This window comes from Kitasatospora sp. NBC_01302 (genome assembly GCF_035976515.1).
Taxonomy (GTDB): domain Bacteria; phylum Actinomycetota; class Actinomycetes; order Streptomycetales; family Streptomycetaceae; genus Kitasatospora.
The window spans coordinates 3,263,122-3,282,507 of record NZ_CP108404.1 but is presented as its reverse complement, the minus strand read 5'-3'; the positions used below and the strand labels follow the sequence as shown (position 1 = coordinate 3,282,507).

Sequence of the window (19,386 nt, the reverse complement as noted above, 5' to 3'; positions counted from 1 at the left end):
GGGCGGGGCAGACTGGCCCCGTGCAGACGAGTGATCAGGTGACGGCGCCGCCGCAGCGGCAGATCAGGGCCGCGTACACCGAAGGGACGGTGACGGTCTACCAGGCCTACCCGCCGGAGATCGGCGGGCCCGCGGTGCGCGACGGACGGTTCCCGGCCGCCTGGAGCCGGAGCAGGATGACCTGGATCAAGCCGAGCTTCCGCTGGATGATGTACCGCTGCGGCTGGGGGACCAAGCCGGGCCAGGAGGTGGTGCTGGCGCTGGAGATCAGCCGGGCGGGCTTCGAGTCGGCCCTCGCGCAGGCCTGCCTGTCGCACTACGACCGCGACGTGCACCCCGACCGCGTGGCCTGGGCGGCCCGGCTGCGCGAGACCACCGTGCGGGTGCAGTGGGACCCGGAGCGCGACCTGGACTTCACCGCGCTGCCCTTCCGCTCGCTCCAGCTGGGCCTGGCCGGGCGGGCCACCCGCGACTACGCGGACCACTGGCTGCGCTCGGTGCGCGACGTGACGCCGCTCGCCCACGAGGTGCACCGGCTGGTGCGCTCCGGCGACCGGGCGGGCGCCGCCGCGCTGCTGCCCGCCGAGGCGCCCTACCCGCGGCCCGCCGAGTCGACCGCCCGGGAACTGCGGCTCTGCTGAGCCCGGCTGCGCCGCGCGGGGCACCGCGTACGGTGGGGAGGGACACGACGCGGAAGGAGCGGCGGCCATGGGCTCGATCACCCACTGGCTCGGCGGGCTCTCCGGGCCCCTGGTGTACGCGGTGGTGGCGGCGCTGGTCTTCGCCGAGGACGCGCTCTTCGTCGGCTTCGTGCTGCCGGGCGAGACCGCGGCGGTCCTCGGCGGCACCATCGCGGCCGCCCACCGCGGGGTGGACCTGCCGCTGATGATGCTGGTCGTGGTGCTGGCGGCGATCCTGGGCGACACCGTCGGCTACGCGGTCGGGCGGTACTTCGGGCCCCGGCTGCTGGAGACCGGGCCGGCGCTGCGGCACAAGGGCAAGCTCGACCGGGCTCGCGGCTTCATCCGGGAGAAGGGCCCCGCGGCGGTCTTCTTCGGCCGCTTCGTCGCGCTCTTCCGCGCCCTGGTGCCGACCCTGTCCGGCGCCTCGCACATGCCCTACAAGCGGTTCGCCGTCTTCAACGTGGCCGGCGGCACGCTCTGGGGCGTCGGCTTCACCCTGCTCGGCTTCGCGGCGGGCAGCGCGTACGCCCGGGTCGAGCACCTGGTCGGCACGGTGGCGGCGGTGGTGGTCGGGGCGCTGGTGGTGCTGGCGCTGGGCATCTGGCTCTGGCGCCGGCACCGGCGCGAGGCGGACGAGCCGGCCGCGCGGGCCGGCGAGCGATCGGAGTAGCCGGCGGGCGAGCGGGCCGCGGGCGGGCTCAGGAGGCCTGGGCACCCGGCCGGGCCTGGGCGGCGAGCAGACCGAGCACGCCGTCGACGGCCTCGGTGAACGGCTCGGTGGAGTCGGCGGCGCGGGCCAGCACGTAGCCGCCCTGGAGCACCGCGACGATGGTGGAGGCGGTGGCGACCGGGTCGAGCGACGGGTCGAACTCGCCGCGCTCGCGGCCCTCGGCCAGCAGCCCGGCGAGCCGGCCGCGCAACCAGCCGAAGGTCTCCCGGACCGGCCCGCGCAGCGTGGCATCGGCCATCACCTCGGGGTCCTGGGTGAGCCGCCCGACCGGGCAGCCCCGCAGCACGTCCCGCTCCCGGCGCAGGTAGACCGCCAGGCGGTCCAGGGCGCTGCCGGGGGCGTCGAGCTCCAGCGCCGCCTTGGCGCGCATCTCCTCGGCGGTGCGGGTGATCGCGGCGAGCGCCAGGTCGGGCTTGCCGTCGAAGTGGTGGTACATGCTGCCCTGGCCCACGCCCGAGTGCTGCTGGATGGCCTTGGGGCTGGTGCCGACGTAGCCGCGCTCCCAGAGCAGTTCGCGGGTGCTTTCGATGAGGCGCTCCGAGGTACTCACGCCCGATATCGTACCTACCAGTAGGTACAGGTGCAAGAACGGTGCCTCCCGGATGGCCACCCCGAGCGGCAGGGCGCCGGCCCTGGGTGCACCGGCGGCGCCGACTCCCACCACCCCGGCCGGCGCCGCCGGTTGACGTCGGGCCCGGCCTCAGGCGGCCATCGCCGCCGGGCTGCCGTACGCCTCGCGCAGCCGCTGCTGGGCGCCGGGGCCGCCGCCCAGGCCCTCGGCCGCCAGCCGGTCCAGGCCGAGCAGTGCCGCGCCCAGCACCGGCGGCGCGGTGACGATCCGCGGCTGTGCCCACGGGGTGAGGGTGTGCAGCCGCTCGGTCAGGTTGTCCAGCAGCAGCGGGTGCCCGGCCGCCAGCACCCCGCCGCCGAGCACCAGCGGGGTGGGCTCGCCGAGCAGCTCCAGGCGGCCGAGTGCGACGAAGGCCAGCCGGCTGATCTCCTCGGCCTGGCGGTCGATCAGCTCCAGCGCGGTGGCGTCCCCCTCGGCCGCGCAGTCGAAGATCAGCGGGGCGACCTCGTGCAGCCGCTCCCGGGCCAGCTCGCCCAGGTGCATCGCGGCTGCCACCGCATTGGCGCCGGGCAGCGCGAAGTGCGCGGCGATCGCACCGGTCAGCGTGGTGGCGGGCCCGCGGCCGTCCTCGGCCCTGGCCGCGTGCCACATCGCCTCGGCGGCGAGCCCGCCGCCGCCGCCCCAGTCGCCGGTCAGCTGGCCGAGCGCCGGGAAGCGCGCGGTGCGGCCGTCCGGCAGCAGGCCCACGCAGTTGATCCCGGCGCCGCAGACCACGGCCACCCCGCGCGGGCTGTCGGTGCCGGCCCGCAGCAGGCCGAAGGTGTCGTTGGCGACCGCGACCGTGCGGCCCCAGCCGTGCGCGGCCAGCGCCCGCTCCAGCCGCTCCTCCTCGATAGGGAGATCGGCGTTGGCCAGGCAGGCGTGGAGGTGCTGGACCGGCGCGCCGGGGGCGAGGGCGGGGCCGGCCTGTTCGGCCGCCGCCGCGACCAGCGGGGCGAGCGCGGCGACGGCCGCCTCGGGCCCGGTCAGCTGCGGGGCGAAGCCGCCGCCCCGGGCGGTGCCGAGCAGCCGGCCGTCCGCGGCCACGAAGGCGACGTCGGTCTTGCTGTTGCCGGCGTCGATCGCGAGCACGGCGGCGGGGCCGGCTCCCCCGGCTCCCTCGGCAAGGGTCGGGTCTGGTTCCAGCTGGTGGTGCTCCATCGGGCCCCCGGGCTCGTACGTGGGGCCCCGGCCGGTCCGGCCGGGGCTGGGTGTCAGGTGGCGCTCGGGCCTTCGGCCGGTCAGGCCCAGTCCAGGTGCTGGCGATTGTGCGCCAGCAGGCGGTCCGTCAGCTGCTCGGCCAGGTCGAGCTGGCCCACCAGCGGGTGCGCGAGGAGGGCGTCGAAGACCCGGTCCCGGCCGCCCTTCAGGGCCGCGGCCAGGGCCAGCTCCTCGTAGGCGGTGACGGCCGCGATCAGGCCCCGGTAGAGCGGCTCCACCGGGCGCTGCGGCAGCGCGGTCACGCCGCCCGCACCGACCTCGGCGGGCACCTCGATCACCGCCTCGTCCGGCAGGAAGGGCAGGATCCCGTCGTTGCGGGTGTTGACCACCTGCACGTCGTGCGCCACCCCGCCGGTGCCGAGCAGCGCCGCGAGCAGCTGCACCGCAGCCTCCGAGTAGAAGGCGCCGCCGCGCTCGGCGAGCAGCTCGGGCTTGGTGTCCAGCGCCGGGTCCGCGTACATGGTCAGCAGCTCGCGCTCGATCGCGGCCACCTGGCCGGCCCGCGAGCCCTTCTCGCGCAGCTCCTGGACCACCTGGTCGTGCTGGTAGAAGTAGCGCAGGTAGTACGAGGGCACCACGCCGAGCCGCTGGATCACCGGCAGCGGCAGCAGCAGGTCCTCGGCGATCTGCGGGCCGAAGCCGCCGAGCAGCTCCGGCAGCACCTCGCGCCCGCCGGCCGCGCCGGGAGCGTCCAGCAGCGTGACGCCGCGCTCCCAGGTCAGGTGGTTCAGCCCGACGTGGTCCAGGCGGATCAACTCCGGTGCCACGCCCAGGTGGGCGGCGAACTTGCGCTGGAACCCGATCGCCACGTTGCACAGGCCCACGGCCTTGTGGCCGGCCTCCAGCAGGGCCCGGGTGACGATGCCCACCGGGTTGGTGAAGTCCACGATCCAGGCCGCCGGGTTGGCCCGGCGGACCTTCTCGGCGATGTCCAGCACCACCGGCACGGTGCGCAGCGCCTTGGCCAACCCGCCCGCGCCGGTGGTCTCCTGGCCCACGCAGCCGCACTCCAGCGGCCAGGTCTCGTCCTCGCCGCGGGCCGCCTGCCCGCCGATCCGCAGCTGCAGCAGGACGGCGTCCGCGTCGGCCACGCCGGCGTCCAGGTCCTGGGTCGTGGTGATGGTGCCCGGGTGACCCTGCTTGGCGAAGATCCGCCGGGCCAGGCCGCCGATCAGCTCCAGCCGCTCGGCGGCCGGGTCGATCAGCACCAGCTCGCCGATCGGCAGCCGGTCGCGCAACCGGGCGAAGCCGTCGATGAGTTCGGGCGTGTAGGTGGAACCGCCGCCGACGATGGCGAGTTTGAGAGACATATCAGCCCTTGACCCCTGTGAGTGTGACGCCTTCGATGAAGGCCTTCTGAGCGAAGAAGAAGAGAACGATGACGGGCGCCATGATCAGCAGGGTGGCCGCCATGGTCAGGTTCCAGTTGGTGTGGTGCGCGCCCTTGAAGGACTCCAGGCCGTAGGAGAGCGTCCAGGCACCGGGGTTCTCGCTCGCGTAGATCTGCGGCCCGAAGTAGTCGTTCCAGCAGTAGAAGAACTGGAACAGGGCGACGGCGGCGATGGCCGGGCGGGCCATCGGCAGGATCACCCGCAGCAGCGTCCGCAGCTCCCCGCAGCCGTCCACCCGGGCCGCCTCGGTGTACTCCCTGGGGATGGTCAGCAGGAACTGCCGCAGCAGGAAGATGGTGAAGGCGTCGCCGAAGGCCATCGGGATGATCAGCGGCCAGAGCGTGCCGGTCAGGTGCATCTGCTTGGCCCAGAACAGGTACATCGGGATGACCGTCACCTGGGGCGGCAGCATCATCATCGAGATGACCGCCATCAGGGCCAGGTTGCGGCCGCGGAACCGGAACCGGGCCAGCGCGTAGGCGACCGGCAGGCTGGAGACCACGGTCAGTACCGTCCCGGCGACCGCGTACACCAGGGTGTTGCGCCACCAGGTCAGGAAGCCCGGGGTCCGCCACACCTTGACGTAGTTGCCCCAGTCCCAGTGCTGCGGCCAGTAGTCGGTGGTCAGGGCCTGGCGGTCCGACATCACCGAGGTGAGGAAGACGAAGAGGAAGGGCAGCAGGAAGAAGAGCGCGGCGGCGATCGCGGTGGTGTGCACGGCCACCCAGTGCAGGGCGGCGCGGCGGCGGGCGGTGCGGTGCGCGGTGGTGCGGGCGGGCGCGTCGAGCGGCCGGCCCAGGCTGGGGGAGGAGGTCACGGCCATGGGTCAGTCCTCGCTGGTCACGAAGCCGGCCCGACGGCGCAGCAACAGACTGGTGAAGGCCATCGAGATGGCGAAGAGGATCAGGGCCACCACGCAGGCCGAGCCGGTGTCGAAGCGCTGGAAGCCGAGGTTGTAGACCATCTGCGGCAGCGTCCAGGTGGAGCCGCGCGGGTAGCCGGGCTCGAACTGCTCGCCGGAGCCGCCGATCACACCGCTGGCCACCTTCCCGGCCACGATCGCCTGGGTGTAGTACTGCATCGTCTGGATCACGCCGGTCACCACCGCGAAGACCACGATCGGCGAGATGTGCGGGACGGTGACGAAGCGGAACTTCTGCCAGGCCCCGGCGCCGTCCAACTCGGCCGCCTCGTACTGCTCCTGGGGGACGTCCAGCAGGGCGGCCAGGAAGATCACCATCAGGTCGCCGATGCCCCACAGCGCGAGCAGGGTCAGGGCCGGCTTGGACCAGCCGGGGTCGTTGAACCAGCCGGGCTGCGGCAGGCCGAGCCGGCCCAGCGCGTGGTTCACCGGCCCGGTGCCCGGGTTGAGCAGGAACGCGAAGGCGATCGTGGCGGCCACCGGCGGGGCCAGGTAGGGCAGGTAGAACGCGGTGCGGAAGAAGCCGGCGCCGCTCTTCACCTTGGTGATCAGCAGGCCGACGCCCAGACCGAAGACGACCCGCAGCGAGACCATCACCACCACCAGCCAGAGCGTGTTGCCCAGGCCCTGCCAGAAGAAGGGGTAGTGGCCCAGGACGTAGTTCCAGTTCCGCAGGCCGGTGAAGACGGGGGCGGTGAAGCCGTCGTACTTCATGAAGGAGAAGTACACGGTGGAGAGCAGCGGATAGGCGAAGAAGAAGCCGAAGCCGAGCAGCCAGGGGGAGAGGAAGGCGAGCGTGCGCCAGGCTTCGCGGCGGTGCTTGCGGCGCAGTGCGGCGGGCCGGGGTGTGCTGGTCAGGGCCATCGGGGGATCACTTCGCCTGGGCCACGGCGTCGTCGATCTCCTTGTCGGTGGCCGCGAGGCCGGCCGCCAGATCGGTCTTCTTGCCGCTCTCCACGTCGTAGGCGAAGTTCTGCAGGCTCACCTGGTAGGCGCCGCCGTTGATACTGGCGGGCGTGGTCGAGGAGTTGGGGTTGCGAGCCACGTCCAGGAAGGTCTTGAAGTTCGGATCGGCCGTCAGCTTGGGCGAGTTGAGCGCGGCTATGGTGCTGGGCACGTTGTGGATCGCGTTGGCGAAGCTCACCACCGCGTCCGTGTCGGTGGTCAGGTACTTCACCAACTGCCAGGCGGCGGCCTGCTTCTGGGAGCTGCGGGCGATGCCGATGATGGTGCCGGTCAGGTAGCCGCGGCCGTAACTGGCGGCCTGCGCGTCGGGCACCGGGAAGGGCGCGGTGGCCCAGTCGACGGAGGCGTTGTCGTCGGCGATCGACTGGGTCCGCCACTCGCCGTCGATCGCCATCGCCACCTGGCCGGTCTCGAACGGGTTCTTGGCGCTGAACTCGTCGCCGAAGGTGGTGCGGAACTTCTCCAGCTTGTCGTAGCCGCCCAGTTGGTTCACCAGGCTCCGCTGCCAGCCGAGCATGTCGGCAACCGTCGGGTCGGTGGCCAGGTCCGCCTTGCCGTCCGGGCCGAAGTAGCTGGTGCCCCACTGGCCCAAGTAGTGTGCGGGAGAGGACTCGTAGCCGTGGTAGTCGGGCATGAAGCCGAGCTGCTGGTAGCCGTCGCCGCTGGGGACGGTCAGCTTCACCGCGTCGGCGTCGAACTCGCTCAGGGTCTTCGGCGGGGCGGTGATCCCGGCGGCGGCGAACGCCTTCTTGTTGTAGTAGAGCCCGTAGGCGTCGCCGAGCAGCGGCAGCGAGCACTGGTCGCCTTCGAACTGGCTGTACTTGAGCATCTGGGCGGGGAAGGTGGCGGCCGGGTCGATGTTGTCCTGCTTGAGCAGGGGGTTGAGGTCGATCCAGATCTTGGAGTTGCAGAACGCGCCGACGTTGTCGGTGGTGAAGGAGGAGACCACGTCGGGGGCGTCGGAGCCGCCGGCCCGCAGCGCCTGCTCGCTCTTGTCGTCGGAGACGTTGGCGACCACCTTGACGTGGATGTTCGGGTGCAGCTGCTCGAAGGCGGCGATGTTGGCGTTGATCGCCTTGGTCTCGTTGTCCTGGCTCCAGCCGTGCCAGAAGGTGATGGTGACGTCCTTGCCGTTGGCGGACTGGTCGGTGCCGGTGGAGTCGGTGCCGGTGCAGCCGGTGGCCAGCAGCGCGACGCTCGCGCCGAGGGCCACCGCGGCGGCGAGCCGGTGGGTGCGGATCTGGGACACGCGTCCTCCTGGGAGTACGGGGGCGGGCGGCATCGCCCGTCGCCCCGGCGGGGGAAGGGGGGAGGCAGTGCGGGTGCGCGGACATCGGGCATGACGGTGGATCGGTTGCGGGTCACGAGGCGGATCAGGCGGTGGTGAAGGCCCTCTCCCGTGCGGCGGTCAGGGCGAGCTGCAGCGCGCCGTGCAGCACCGGCGAGCCGGGCACCGTGCTGCTGAGCAGCCGGGGACGCGGCACCGCGAGGCCGGTGAGCTCCTCCTGGACGAGCTCGCGCAGCGTCTCGCCGCCCGCGGTCGGGATCCCGCCGCAGAGCACGACGAGTTCGGGGTCGACCACCGCGACGATCGCCGCCAGACCGGTGGCCAGCCGGTTGGCCAGCTCGGCCAGGAACTCCTCGCCCGCGCCGGGGGTGGCGAGGGCGCGGGTGACCGCCGCCTCGGCCGTGCGGCCGGGCAGCTTGTACCGCTTGGCCAGGGCCAGGACCGCGTTGGCTCCGGCCAGTTCCTGGAAGCCGCCGGAGTTCTCCCGGCGGACGTTGCGGACCACCGGTGCGCCGGGCACCGGCATGTAGCCGACCTCGCCGGCGCCGCCGGTGAAGCCGCGGTGCAGCCGGCCGCCGATGGTGATCGCGGCGCCGATGCCCTCCTCGGCCCAGAGCAGCACGAAGTCCGCGCAGCCGCGGGCCGAGCCGAGCGCCCGCTCGGCCACCGCGGCGAGGTTGACGTCGTTCTCGATCGCCACCGGCGCGCCGAGCGCCGCGCGCAGCTCCTCGGCCAGCCTGGGGGAGTGCCAGCCGGGCAGGTGGGCGGCGTAGCGCAGCTTGCCGGTGGCCGGGTCGAGCGCGCCGGGGGTGCCGATCGCGATCTCGCTCAGGCAGCCGGGCCGCAGACCGGCCTGGCGCACCGTCTCGGCGAGCCCCTCGGCGACCCGGTCGACGGTGCCGGCGGCCTGCCGTCCGGGGGTGGGCAGCAGGTGTTCGGCCAGGGTGGTGCCGGTGATGTCGGCCACCGCGAAGCGGACGTGGGTGGTGGTCACGTCCAGCCCCGCCACGTAGCCGGCCGCCGGATTGAGCTGGTACAGCTGCGCGTTGGGCCCGGGGCCGCCCGCGCTGGTGCCCACCGGGACGACCAGGTGGGCCGCCTCCAGGCGGGCCAGCAGCTGGGAGGCGGTGGGCTTGGAGAGCCCGGTCAGCGCCCCGATCCTGGTCCGGGACAGGGGGCCGTGTTCAAGCAGGAGGTCGAGCGCCGCCCGGTCGTTGATGGCTCGCAGTCGGCTGGGAGTGCCGGGGCGGGGGGTGCTGGTGGTGTCGGTCACGAGCTTGATCCTCCTCCATCGGCCGTGGTCGGTGCGGGGGTGGTGGCGCTCCCGATGATTGGAAACTTTACTAACAGTTCCTCCCCGGCTGTCAATGACTTCGGCGACTCTCGCGACCCTGGGCCGCGGAAAACGCGGCAGCCCCGCGACCCGGGTGGGTCGTGGGGCTGCTGGGCGGAGCGGGCGCCAGCTAGGGCAGCTTGCCGAAGGCCTGCTGCTCCTCCGGCGTGGGCGCCGGTATCGGCCGGGCGGCCAGCGAACGGGCCGAGGCCGGGTCGGCCAGCGCGGAGGGCGGCAACGCGTCCGCCGGGGCGGCCGGCGCGGGGATCGGCGCGGCGACCTCCTCCTTCAGCTTGATGCCGGCGTCGTCGAAGGCGGTCTTGAGCCGCTGGCGCAGACCCCGGGTGACCAGGACCGCCTTGCCCGGCATGGTCCTGGCCTGCACCCGCAGCACCACGGTGTCGGAGGCGACGGACTCCACGCCCAGCACCTCCACCGGGTCCCAGAGCACCTCGTCCCAGGGCGCTTCCTTGGCGAACTGCTCGGCGGTCTGCAGGATCAGCTCGGTCACCCGGTCGAGCGGCTCCCGGTAGCCCACCTGGACGTCCACGGTGGCGGTCGACCAGCCCTGGCTCATGTTGGCGATCCGCTTCACCTCGCCGTTGCGGATGTACCAGATCTCGCCGTTCGCGCCGCGCAGCTTGGTCACCCGCAGGCCCACCTCCAGCACGGTGCCGGTGGCCACGCCGGTGTCGATCTCGTCCCCGACGCCGTACTGGTCCTCCATGATCATGAAGACCCCGGAGAGGAAGTCCGTCACCAGGTTGCGGGCGCCGAAACCGATCGCCACACCGGCCACACCGGCACTGGCCAGCAGCGGTGCGAGGTCCATGCCGAGCGCCGAGAGCACCATCAGCGCGGCGGTGCCCATGATGGTGAACGAGGCCACGCTGCGCAGCACCGAGCCGATCGCGGCCGAGCGCTGCTGGCGCCGCTCGGTGTTGACGAGCAGTCCGCCCAGCCGGCTGGGCCCGTCCTCGTCACCCTGCGGTTCGCGGGTCATACGGTGTATGAACTGCGAGATCAGCTTGCGCACCGCGGCTCTGAGCAGCAGCGCGAGCACCACGATGATGACGATCCGGACCGCGCCCTCGACCCAGCTCTGCCAGTTGGTGTCGAGCCAGGAGGCCGCCTGCCGGGTGCTGTCCGACACGTCGCTGGCGCTGGTGGGCAGCCGCAGGACGGGTGTCTCGGCGGGCGGACTGGGGGCCGCGGAGAGAAGGGCCGGGAGACCGGACCAGCTCACGGTGGAACCTTCCTGCAGACGGGCACACGGCCGGCCCCGCGGGACACGCCGCCCGCGCGGACCGTGCGACTCAGCCTAGCGCCCGGGCGGGCCCCCGATTTCCCCCGCCGCCGGCCGCCCGCCCCACCGGCGGGTCCCGGCGGGTGATCTTCGTAGGCCGCTCAGCGGCGCCGGGTGGACCGTTCGAGTGCGGCGCGCCGCACGCTTGGGCATAGAGATCAGTACGACCGGCGATGACCGAAGCCTCTTCGGGCCGTTACCCGGTAGTGGTGGCGCCGTACAAAGTCGTAAGGCGACACTGGGGGTGATCGCGCAGCGATGCGCGGTCATCCGCTCGTCCCGGCGCGAGCCACGCGCCGCAGGCGTCCAAGGAGGCATCCGTGCCGCATGTCCTGGTCCTCAACGCGTCCTACGAGCCACTCGGCGTCGTATCGACGCGCCGCGCCCTCATCCTCGTCCTCAACCACAAGGCGGTCAGCCTGGAGGACTCGGGTGTCACTCTGCACAGCGCCACCAGCGCCGTTACGGCGCCCTCCGTGGTCCGGCTCACCCGGTTCGTCCGGGTGCCGTTCTGCGGGCCCGTCCCTCTCACCCGCCGCGCTCTGTTCGCCCGAGACCACGGGCGCTGCGTCTACTGCGGGGCCGCCGCTACCAGCGTCGACCACGTGATCCCGCGCAGCCGCGGCGGGCAGCACCGCTGGGAGAACGTGGTGGCGGCCTGCCGCCGCTGCAACCACATGAAGGCCGATCGCCACCTGACCGAGCTCGGGTGGCGGATGAAGCGACCACCGGCCCCGCCCAGCGGGCTCGCCTGGCGCATCATCGGAACCGGGATCAAGGACCCGCGCTGGCGGCCCTACCTGGAGCCGTACGGCGGCACGGACCAGTTCCGTGACTTCGAACACCACGACCATACCGATCACGCGGGAGCACCGGTTCCGCTGGGCCGGTCCCGTCCCGTCCACCGCGGTGAGCACCCGGAGGCACTCACCGCCTGACCAGCGAGGGCCGAACGGTGCCTCATGGGCCGGTGGCGCGCATCGACGAGCGCGCCACCGGCCCGCCGCTGTCCCGGGGCAGCGGCGGGCCCCTGACCGGGGCTCGGCGCCGCCGGCTCAGTGCGGCTGAGCAGCCGTCCCGCTCGGGCTCGGCGAGGGGCCCGCGCCCGGGGAACCGCTGGGCTGCGGGGCCGGGGAGCCGCTGGGCTGCGCACTGGGCGTCGGCGTGGGGGCGGTGGACGGCGTGGGCGCAGCGGTGGACGGGCTCGGCACCGCCACCGGGGGCGTCGGCAGCCCGCCGCCCGGGCTCGGCGGCGCGCTCGGCACCCCGCTGGGCGTCGGGGTCGGCACCGGCACGCCCACCGGGGGCGCCGTCGGCGCCGGGCCGGTGCCGCCCGACTGGTCGGCGACCGCGTACAGCTCGATCCCGTACAGCGAGTAGCCGTACTTGGTGGCCCGGCCGACCCCCTGCATCCGCAGGTACACCGCGTCGGGTGCGTCGAATCGGATGGTCTCGGTGCCGCCGTGGCCACTGGTGACGGTGGCCACCGTGGTCCAGGTGACGCCGTCCTGGGAGCTCTGCAGCTGGTAGGCGCTGGCGTAGGCGTCCTGCCAGTGCAGCACCGCCTCGCCCAGGTGGGTGGCCTGCGGCAGCTTCAGCTGCACCCAGGCGTCGTCCACCGCGGGGGAGGACCAGCGGGTGGCCGGGTTGCCGTCGTTGACGGCCGAGGCCGGGAACTTCGCCGCCTCGTCGCCCGAGGAGCTCGCCGTCGCGGTCGGCGCCAGGTCCGGGCCGCCGGTCGGCGGCACCACGTGCACCCGCAGGGTCTGCTCGATCGTCGCCGAGCCGGCCACGAAGTCCACCGGCACCTGGTAGGTCCCCGGCGGGGTGGTGGCCGCCGCGGTGATCTGCACCGGGGTGCTGGCCCGCCCGCCGCGCGGCACGCCGACCGGCGAGCCGGGCTGGCCGGGCGCGGGCGCGGGGGAGACGGTGATACCGGCCACCCCGGAGGGCGCCGCGGCCCGGATCTCCCCGGTGGCGCCGTCGGGGCGCAGCGCGTCCACCACGGCCTGGGTCTGCGCGGGCGCCGTCGCTCCGGCGATCACGTCGAGCGACTGGTCGGCCAGCGAGAGGCGGGCCACCGGGGTGTCCGCGTACCAGGGCACGATCTGGTTGACCACCGGCGCGTCGCCGCCCGGCTGCCAGGTCAGCCGCACCGCGTCGGCCTGCTGGCCGCCGGCCGGCAGCTCGTTGTAACCGGGGTGCAGGGTGCCGATGTCGCTCCAGCTGCCGTCCTCCTTGCGCACCGCGACGGTGGCGGTGGCGTTCACGGTCGGGTCGGTCAGCACGGTGAGCCGGTCCAGCGGGCGCAGCGTGCCGAGCTCGACGGTGAGCGGGGCGTCGGCGGCGGTCGGTGCGGACGCCGCCCGGTAGGCGGTGTCCGGGTCGCCGTCCAGCACGGCGGAGGCCGAGGAGCCGGCCGCCGCGGGCGGCCCGCCGACCACGGTGATCTGGGCGCTGCCCGGTGCGGTCACGCTGAAGTCGCGCACCGCGACGGCCGTCTGCTGCGTCTTGGTGGCGCGCAGCCGGATCGCCTTGACCACCGCGCCGCCGGGCAGCTGGGCGGTGACGGTCTTCTGCTGGTGCACCGCCATCAGCTGGTGCCAGACGCCGTCGCCGGTGGTGTACTCGAGCACCCCGTCGTGCAGGTAGTCGTCGACCGCCGCGGCGGTGTCGCTGTCGGCGCTGGCGCTCCCGGCGGCGGCGCTGTCGGCCGACCCCATGGTGACGGTCACGCTGCCCACCGGACGCCCGTCGCCCAGGTTCACGCCGATGGCGTCGCCGGGCTGCGGCGGGGCCGCGCTCCAGTAGAAGGTGTCCGGCGAGGAGTCGGTCATCAGGGCCGGCGGGTGGTCGCCGGCGGTGCCCATGGTGCTGGTCGGCGTCAGGCTGCCCGCGCTCACCCCCGACCAGGTGTCGGCGGCCCGGGTGGCCCGGTCCAGGAAGGGGTCGAGCACCCCGGCGCCCACGGTGACCGCACCCTGGCCGAGCTGGGTGCGCAGCGCGCGCAGCTTGACCCTGGCCTGCCAGGCCGCCGCGCCGTCGCCGCGGTGCTGGGCCAGCAGCATGTCCAGCGCCGCCTGGCCGGCCCGTCCGTACAGGCCCAGCCGGGACAGCCACGGACCGGTCTCCTGGGTCAGGGTGTTGCCGGCCATGCCGGGGCCCGCCTGGTTGTCGGTGCCGCGCAGCGCGTCCAGGGCGCCGGCCATGGTGGTGAAGGCGGCCCGCAGCGGGTCGGCGGCCTGCTGGAGCCTGGCCAGGTCGGTGCTGCCGCCGCCGGTGGGCTGCAGGGCCGCCCAGAACGCGTCGATCAGCGGGGTCAGGTAGCCGGACTCCTGGGCGGACAGCGGGGAGGAGGAGCTGTTGCCCGCCAGCGCGGTGAGCGCGGCCAGCGCCGGTCCGGTGCCCGCGTCCGCCGCGCTGCCGGGCACCGTCTCGGCGGCCAGGGTGCGCAGCGCGTACTGCCAGGAGGCGTCGGACCGGTAGCCGGTGGGGTTCCAGGCGTAGTCCGCGGCGGTGGCCAGCGGCAGCTGCGAGGCGGCGGCCTGCTGCATGCCCGCCGTCAGCAGCATCGCCGAGCGGGCGGCCACCTCGGGGTCGCGCCCGGTGTAGGGGCCGAGGAAGAGCCGGTCGGGGGTCGAGTCGTTGACCGGGTAGTTGTCCATGGTGACCAGCGGGTGGCCGAAGAGCGCCGCGGTGTCGGTGGTCTGACCGGCCGTGATCTTGCCCGGGATCACCCCCACCCCGCTCCAGGCCACCTGGACGGCCTTCGGCAGCGCGGCGGCCAGCGCGGTGCGGTAGGGGCTGCTGCCCTGCTGGTGGAACTCGGTCGGGACGATCGAGAGCGCGGCCAGGTCCTGGTGCTGGTCGATCAGCCGCTGCTGCACGGCCGCGGCCAGCTTGGCCTGCGCCTTGGCGGCGGCGGCCGGGCCGGTGCCGAATTCGTCCTCGTCGGCCGAGCAGTGCCACTCGTCGTAGCTGACGTCGTCGAACTGCAGCTGGAAGGCGCCGAAGCCCAGGTCGCGCATGGCCGACAGCTTGGCCACCAGCGCGTCCACGTCCTTGCCCGAGCTGTAGCAGAAGTTCTGGCTGGGGGAGATCGCGTAGCCGAGGGTGACGTGGTCGGTCTTGGCCCGCTCGGCCAGCGTGCGCAGGTCGTGCTGCTGCGCGGCGGGGTAGGGGTCGCGCCACAGGTCCTGGCGGTACGGGTCGTCACCGGGGGAGTAGAGGTAGAAGTTCTGCTTGGTCCGGCCCAGGAAGTCGAGCAGGTCGAGGCGCTGGGCGGTGGTCCACGGGGTGCCGTAGAAGCTCTCGGCGGTGCCGCGCACCGGTGACCCGGTGGGCCAGTCGCGCAGCGTCAGGCCGGGGAAGCCGTAACTGCCGGGCCCCTGGCCCTGGCCGGCCGGGACGGCGGTGAGCAGCTGGCGCAGGCTCTGCGCGGCGTAGAAGGTGCCGGTGGCGTCCACGCCGGCGAGCACCACCGCGCCGTAGCTGCCGCCCGGGGTGGGCAGCTGACCGGTCGCCAGCGCGTAGCCGCCGTCCGGCAGCCCGTCCGGGGCGCCGCCGCCGAGCGTCTGCAGCACCTGGGCGGCGGCCGGGTCGGGCTGCTCCTCGGCGCCGCCGACGTAGACCACCAGCGAGCCGGGCGCGGGGGTGGGGGCGGCGGCCAGCGGGGTGACCAGGCTGGTGGCGCCCGCCTCGATCAGCACCTCGCGCACGGCCGCCAGCGCGCCCGGATCCGCCTGGGCGCCCGCCACCAGGGTCACGTCCGCGGGGACCGTCACCGGCTTGCCGGACTGCTGGAGCTGCTGCGGGCGCGGGAAGACCTGAGGGTCGGTCAGGCTGCCGAGCGGGGTGGGCACCGGAGTGCTGCTGACCGCGTAGGACGCCGGCTGTGCGGTGGCCGCCCCGGCCGGGACGGCGGTGGCCAGCGCGCCGATCACGGCGGCGGCCGAGAGGGTGGCGGCGATCCGCAGCGCGGCCCTGCGGTGCGAGAGCGCCTCGGGGTGCGCCGTGCCGGTGCCGCTGACGGTGCGTCCGGTGGGCTGCGCCTCGCGCTCGGCCCGGACGGCGGCGAGCAGCGGCTCGGTGCCCTTCAGGTCGGAGATCAGCCGGTCCGCCGTGCGCGGCGCGACCAGGCGGGCGGTGCGAGCGGTGGCTCGACGGGTGACATGGACGGCGGGATGCTGCAGGACCTCGCGCAGAACCGGGCTGGCTTCGAGCTGCTGCCGCAATCGCCGCCCGGCGGCTGCGGACACACGGGTCTGCACGGGGGCCTCCTCGCGACCGGGGCAATCGGCCGAACGGGGTGATCGACGGGCGTGCGACGACTGCCCCACGGCCCCCCGACCGACACGCCAGCCCTCGCTGCCACAGCCCACCAGGTGCGCATGTGCACTGTCAACGCGAGCCGGTCCGATGACCGTTCCATCCCATTTTGTCGCGCGTGTCGCATGCTCGGGCGGCGGCGCTCGCCGCGCCGCCGCGCCCCCGCCTCCGGCGCGCCGTTGCGGATGGTGGCCGGGCGGGCCGGGTAGGAGTGGAGCCTGACTGACGCTCACCCGGCCGCAGCAGCCGTACCGCACCGCGCAGTTGTCCTCGAACCTCAGGGAGACCGTGTTGGCCGCCTATCTCGACCACCATGACGAGAACAGTGACGCCTCCTCAGGGCCGGTACCGGACCATACGGACAGCGCGGAGGCGGGCGAGGAGACCCCCGGTCCCGCGCTGATCGCGCTGGCCCACGCGCACGGCGTGGACAGCAGCTACGACCCCGGCGAGGGCGAGCCGGTCCAGGTCGGCGCCGCCACCCTGATCGCCGTGCTCGGCGCGCTGGGCGTGGACGCGAGCAGCCCGCAGGCCGTCGAGCGGGAGCTGGCCGCGCACCGGGCCGCCGCCGCAGCCCGGCTGCTGCCGCCCTGCCTGGTGGTGCGGGCCGGCCGCCGCACCGCGCTGGACGTGCCCGCCGCCACCCGGCTGCGGATCGCGCTGGAGGACGGCGGCGAGTGGCAGCTGCCCTCGGCCCGGGCGCACTGGCTGCCGGCCGACCTGCCGCTCGGCCGGCACACCCTGCACCTCGACCTGGCCGGGCGCGCCGAGTCCGCCACCCTGATCGTGGCCCCCGAGCGGCTGGCCGCGCTGCCCGGGCGCGGCTGGGGGCTGCTGGCCCAGCTCTACTCGGTGCTCTCCGAACGCTCCTGGGGCATGGGCGACCTCGGCGACCTGACCGAACTCGTCCAGTGGTCGGGCGGCACGCTCGGCGCGGACTTCGTCCAGATCAACCCGCTGCACGCGGCGCTGCCCACCGTCCCCTCCGACCCCTCGCCCTACCGCCCCTCCTCGCGGCGCTTCGCCGACCCGGTCCACCTGCGCATCGAGGCGGTGCCCGAGTACGCGTACGTCGAGGCGGCCGACCGGGCCGCGCTGGACGAGCTGGCGCAGCGCGGCGCCCGGCTGCGCGCCGAGGTGCTGGCGCACGACGGACTGATCGACCGGGACGCGGTGTGGACGGTCAAGCGCGCGGCGCTCGAACTGCTGCACGCCGTCCCGCGCGGCCCGGGCCGGGAGGCCGCCTACCAGGCCTACGTCCGGCGCGAGGGCCGCTGGCTGGAGCGCTATGCCACCTGGAACGCGCTGGCCGAGGTGCACGGCAGCGACTGGCGGCACTGGCCGCACGGCCTGCGCCACCCCGACTCGCCCCAGGTAGCCGCCGCCCGCGCCGAGCTGGCCGGGGCCGTCGCGTTCCACCGCTGGCTCTGCTGGCAGCTGGACGAGCAGCTCGGCGCCGCCCAGCGGGCCGCCGAAGCGGCCGGCATGGCGCTCGGCCTGATCCACGACCTGGCGATCGGCGCCCATCCCGACGGCGCCGACGCCTGGGTGCTGCAGGACCACCTGGCCGCCGGCATCGCGGTCGGCGCCCCGCCGGACGCCTTCAACGCGCACGGCCAGGACTGGGGCCTGCCGCCCTGGCGCCCCGACGCGCTGGCCGCCGCCGGCTACGCCCCGTACGCCGAGCTGCTGCGCGCCGCCGCCCGGCATGCGGGGGCGATCCGGATCGACCACGTGATGGGTCTGTTCCGGCTCTGGTGGGTGCCCGAGGGCCGCCCGCCCACCGAGGGCGCCTACGTGCGCTACGACGCCGCGGCGATGCTCGGCGTGCTCGCCCTGGAGGCGCACCGGGCCGGCACCGCGGTGATCGGCGAGGACCTCGGCACGGTCGAGCCCGGGGTGCGCGAGGAGCTGACGGCGCGCGGCGTGCTGGGCACCTCGGTGCTCTGGTTCGAACGGGACTGGACCGGCAAGGAGGGCGCCAAGGGCGCGCCGCTGGTGCCCGAGCACTGGCGACCCGGCTGCCTGGCCACCCTGACCACCCACGACCTGCCGAGCACCGCCGCCCGGCTGTCCGGCGATCACGTCCGACTGCGTCACCAACTCGGCCTGCTCGCAAGGCCATTGGTCGAGGAGGAGCAGGCCGCGGCGGGCGAGCTGGCCGACTGGCGGGCCGAGCTGACCCGGCTCGGCCTGCTGGCCGAGGGTGCCGAGCTCGATGCGGCCGCGCTCTACCGGTTCCTGCTGGCCACACCGGCCGAGCTGGTCGGCCTCTGGCTGCCCGACACGGTCGGCGATCCGCGGCCGCAGAACCTGCCCGGTACCTGGGACCAGTACCCGAACTGGCGACTGCCCGTGGCGGACGGCACCGGAACCCCCGTCACCCTGGAGCGGCTGGCCGCCGGAGCCGGTGCCGCCGAGCTGGGCGGACTGCTGCGCGAGGGGCTGGCGGCCTGGCGGGCCCAGCGGCGGGCGGGGCTGCCCGGGCGTGCGGCGACGGGTGAACTCGGAAGGCCGACCCCGCCGAGCGACCCCCAGTAAAGGGCCGGTACCTTGAGGAACGTGGACAAGAGGAACGCTATGCGCGCCGGTGCGGTCTCCGCGGCGGCCACGCTGATGATGCTGCTGTCGTCGCCGGCCTTCGCCGCGACCGGGACCGGGACCGAGGAGCAGGCGAGCCTGAGCGTCGCCCAGTCCCTCGGCCTGTTCGTCGCGACGCCGATCGTGCTGTTCGCGATCATCGCCGGCCTGGTCGTGCTGGGCACCTCCAGCGGCAACAAGGCCAAGGCCAAGAAGAAGTAACCCGTACCGTCCCGTCCGCCCCGCCGACCGTCGCCGGTCGGCGGGGCGGACGTGTGGCTGCCGCCCGGTTCCCGTGCCGCCGGTGAACGGCCCGGTCAGACCCCCGCCGCGCCCAGCAGTGCGCCGGCCGCGTAGGCCACCGCCATCGCCAGGCCGCCGCCCAGCACGTTGCGCAGCACCGAGGGCCGCAGCGGCGCCTCGCCGAGCCGGGCGCTCGTCCAGCCGGTGAGCAGCAGCGCGCAGAGCACCGCCAGGACCGTCACCGGCACCCGCAGCGCCACCGGCGGCAGCACGATCGCCAGCAGCGGCAGCAGCGCGCCCACCGTGAAGGACAGGAAGCTGGCCCAGGCCGCGTGCCAGGGATTGACGATCTGCTCGGGGTCGATGCCCAGCTCGACCCGGGCGTGCGCGGTCAGCGCGTCCCGCGCGGTGAGTTGCTCGGCGACCTCCCTGGCCACCTCGCGGGTCAGCCCGCGGTCCACCAACAGCCCGGTCAGCTCGTCGAGTTCCTCCTCCGGCTGCTCGGCCAGCTCGCGCTCCTCGTAGGCGAGCGCGGCCTGCTCGGAGTCGCGTTGGGCGCTCACCGAGACGTACTCGCCGGAGGCCATCGAGAGCGACCCCGCCAGCAGGCCGGCCAGGCCCGCGGTCAGCAGGGCGTCGGAGGACGAGGTCGCCCCCGCGACGCCGACCACCAGGCCGGCGGTCGACACGATGCCGTCGTTGGCGCCGAGCACCGCGGCGCGCAGCCAGTTCAGCCTGGTCCCCAGGGCGCCGTTTCGGCTCTCGTCCACGCTCCAGTGTCGCCA

15 protein-coding genes are annotated in these 19,386 nt (G+C 74.4%); 5 read left to right on the top strand and 10 right to left on the bottom strand.

What is annotated here, in order from left to right:
• The first annotated feature begins 20 nt into the window (after positions 1-20).
• Positions 21-641 (top strand): DUF4291 domain-containing protein, encoded by a 621-nt coding sequence (locus OG294_RS13580; protein ID WP_327066743.1) that lies wholly within the window; start codon positions 21-23, stop codon positions 639-641.
• 67 nt (positions 642-708) lie between these two features.
• Positions 709-1,353: a DedA family protein gene (locus OG294_RS13575; protein WP_327066742.1), complete on the top strand. Its 645-nt coding sequence runs from the start codon at positions 709-711 to the stop codon at positions 1,351-1,353.
• A 28-nt stretch (positions 1,354-1,381) separates the two neighbouring features.
• Here the strand turns inward: OG294_RS13575 and OG294_RS13570 are convergent, their stop codons facing one another.
• From OG294_RS13570 to OG294_RS13535, 8 genes are all read right to left on the bottom strand, one after another.
• Positions 1,382-1,963 carry a TetR/AcrR family transcriptional regulator gene (locus OG294_RS13570; protein WP_327066741.1) on the bottom strand — a complete coding sequence of 194 codons (582 nt, stop codon included), beginning with the start codon at positions 1,961-1,963 and terminating at the stop codon, positions 1,382-1,384.
• A gap of 150 nt (positions 1,964-2,113) precedes the next feature.
• Complete coding sequence (locus OG294_RS13565) at positions 2,114-3,184, bottom strand: N-acetylglucosamine kinase (protein WP_327066740.1); 1,071 nt, start codon at positions 3,182-3,184, stop codon at positions 2,114-2,116.
• An 80-nt stretch (positions 3,185-3,264) separates the two neighbouring features.
• Positions 3,265-4,554 carry a family 4 glycosyl hydrolase gene (locus OG294_RS13560; protein WP_327066739.1) on the bottom strand — a complete coding sequence of 430 codons (1,290 nt, stop codon included), beginning with the start codon at positions 4,552-4,554 and terminating at the stop codon, positions 3,265-3,267.
• Between the two features lies 1 nt (position 4,555).
• On the bottom strand, positions 4,556-5,458 hold the full coding sequence (locus OG294_RS13555; protein ID WP_327066738.1) for a carbohydrate ABC transporter permease: 903 nt from the start codon (positions 5,456-5,458) through the stop codon (positions 4,556-4,558).
• A gap of 3 nt (positions 5,459-5,461) precedes the next feature.
• Positions 5,462-6,421 carry a carbohydrate ABC transporter permease gene (locus tag OG294_RS13550; RefSeq protein WP_327066737.1) on the bottom strand — a complete coding sequence of 320 codons (960 nt, stop codon included), beginning with the start codon at positions 6,419-6,421 and terminating at the stop codon, positions 5,462-5,464.
• 7 nt (positions 6,422-6,428) lie between these two features.
• Entirely contained in the window at positions 6,429-7,805 is a 1,377-nt protein-coding gene (locus OG294_RS13545) for an extracellular solute-binding protein (RefSeq protein WP_327066736.1), read from the bottom strand.
• A 91-nt stretch (positions 7,806-7,896) separates the two neighbouring features.
• Positions 7,897-9,084, bottom strand: a complete 1,188-nt coding sequence (locus OG294_RS13540) for an ROK family transcriptional regulator (protein WP_327066735.1) — start codon at positions 9,082-9,084, stop codon at positions 7,897-7,899.
• A gap of 190 nt (positions 9,085-9,274) precedes the next feature.
• Positions 9,275-10,390, bottom strand: a complete 1,116-nt coding sequence (locus OG294_RS13535) for a mechanosensitive ion channel family protein (protein ID WP_442789156.1) — start codon at positions 10,388-10,390, stop codon at positions 9,275-9,277.
• 380 nt (positions 10,391-10,770) lie between these two features.
• Here OG294_RS13535 and OG294_RS13530 point away from each other — a divergent pair, with 380 nt between their 5' ends.
• Complete coding sequence (locus OG294_RS13530; protein WP_327066734.1) at positions 10,771-11,388, top strand: HNH endonuclease; 618 nt, start codon at positions 10,771-10,773, stop codon at positions 11,386-11,388.
• A 117-nt stretch (positions 11,389-11,505) separates the two neighbouring features.
• Here OG294_RS13530 and OG294_RS13525 read toward each other — a convergent pair whose 3' ends face one another.
• On the bottom strand, positions 11,506-15,720 hold the full coding sequence (locus OG294_RS13525; protein WP_327066733.1) for a beta-N-acetylglucosaminidase domain-containing protein: 4,215 nt from the start codon (positions 15,718-15,720) through the stop codon (positions 11,506-11,508).
• A gap of 349 nt (positions 15,721-16,069) precedes the next feature.
• Here OG294_RS13525 and malQ point away from each other — a divergent pair, with 349 nt between their 5' ends.
• Together malQ and OG294_RS13515 are read left to right on the top strand one after the other, a co-directional pair.
• Positions 16,070-18,319: a 4-alpha-glucanotransferase gene (gene malQ, locus OG294_RS13520; protein ID WP_442789155.1), complete on the top strand. Its 2,250-nt coding sequence runs from the start codon at positions 16,070-16,072 to the stop codon at positions 18,317-18,319.
• Positions 18,320-18,331: 12 nt separating this feature from the next.
• Entirely contained in the window at positions 18,332-18,580 is a 249-nt protein-coding gene (locus OG294_RS13515) for a hypothetical protein (RefSeq protein ID WP_327066732.1), read from the top strand.
• A 95-nt stretch (positions 18,581-18,675) separates the two neighbouring features.
• Here OG294_RS13515 and OG294_RS13510 read toward each other — a convergent pair whose 3' ends face one another.
• Entirely contained in the window at positions 18,676-19,371 is a 696-nt protein-coding gene (locus OG294_RS13510) for a VIT1/CCC1 transporter family protein (RefSeq protein ID WP_327066731.1), read from the bottom strand.
• Positions 19,372-19,386: the final 15 nt, after the last annotated feature.

Coding starts and splice junctions, on each gene's coding strand:
- OG294_RS13560 (WP_327066739.1), bottom strand. CDS start 4,554: ATGTCTCTCAAACTCGCCATCGTCGGCGGCGGTTCCACCTACACGCCC.
- OG294_RS13550 (WP_327066737.1), bottom strand. CDS start 6,421: ATGGCCCTGACCAGCACACCCCGGCCCGCCGCACTGCGCCGCAAGCAC.
- OG294_RS13545 (WP_327066736.1), bottom strand. CDS start 7,805: ATGCCGCCCGCCCCCGTACTCCCAGGAGGACGCGTGTCCCAGATCCGC.
- OG294_RS13555 (WP_327066738.1), bottom strand. CDS start 5,458: ATGGCCGTGACCTCCTCCCCCAGCCTGGGCCGGCCGCTCGACGCGCCC.
- OG294_RS13565 (WP_327066740.1), bottom strand. CDS start 3,184: ATGGAGCACCACCAGCTGGAACCAGACCCGACCCTTGCCGAGGGAGCC.
- OG294_RS13575 (WP_327066742.1), top strand. CDS start 709: ATGGGCTCGATCACCCACTGGCTCGGCGGGCTCTCCGGGCCCCTGGTG.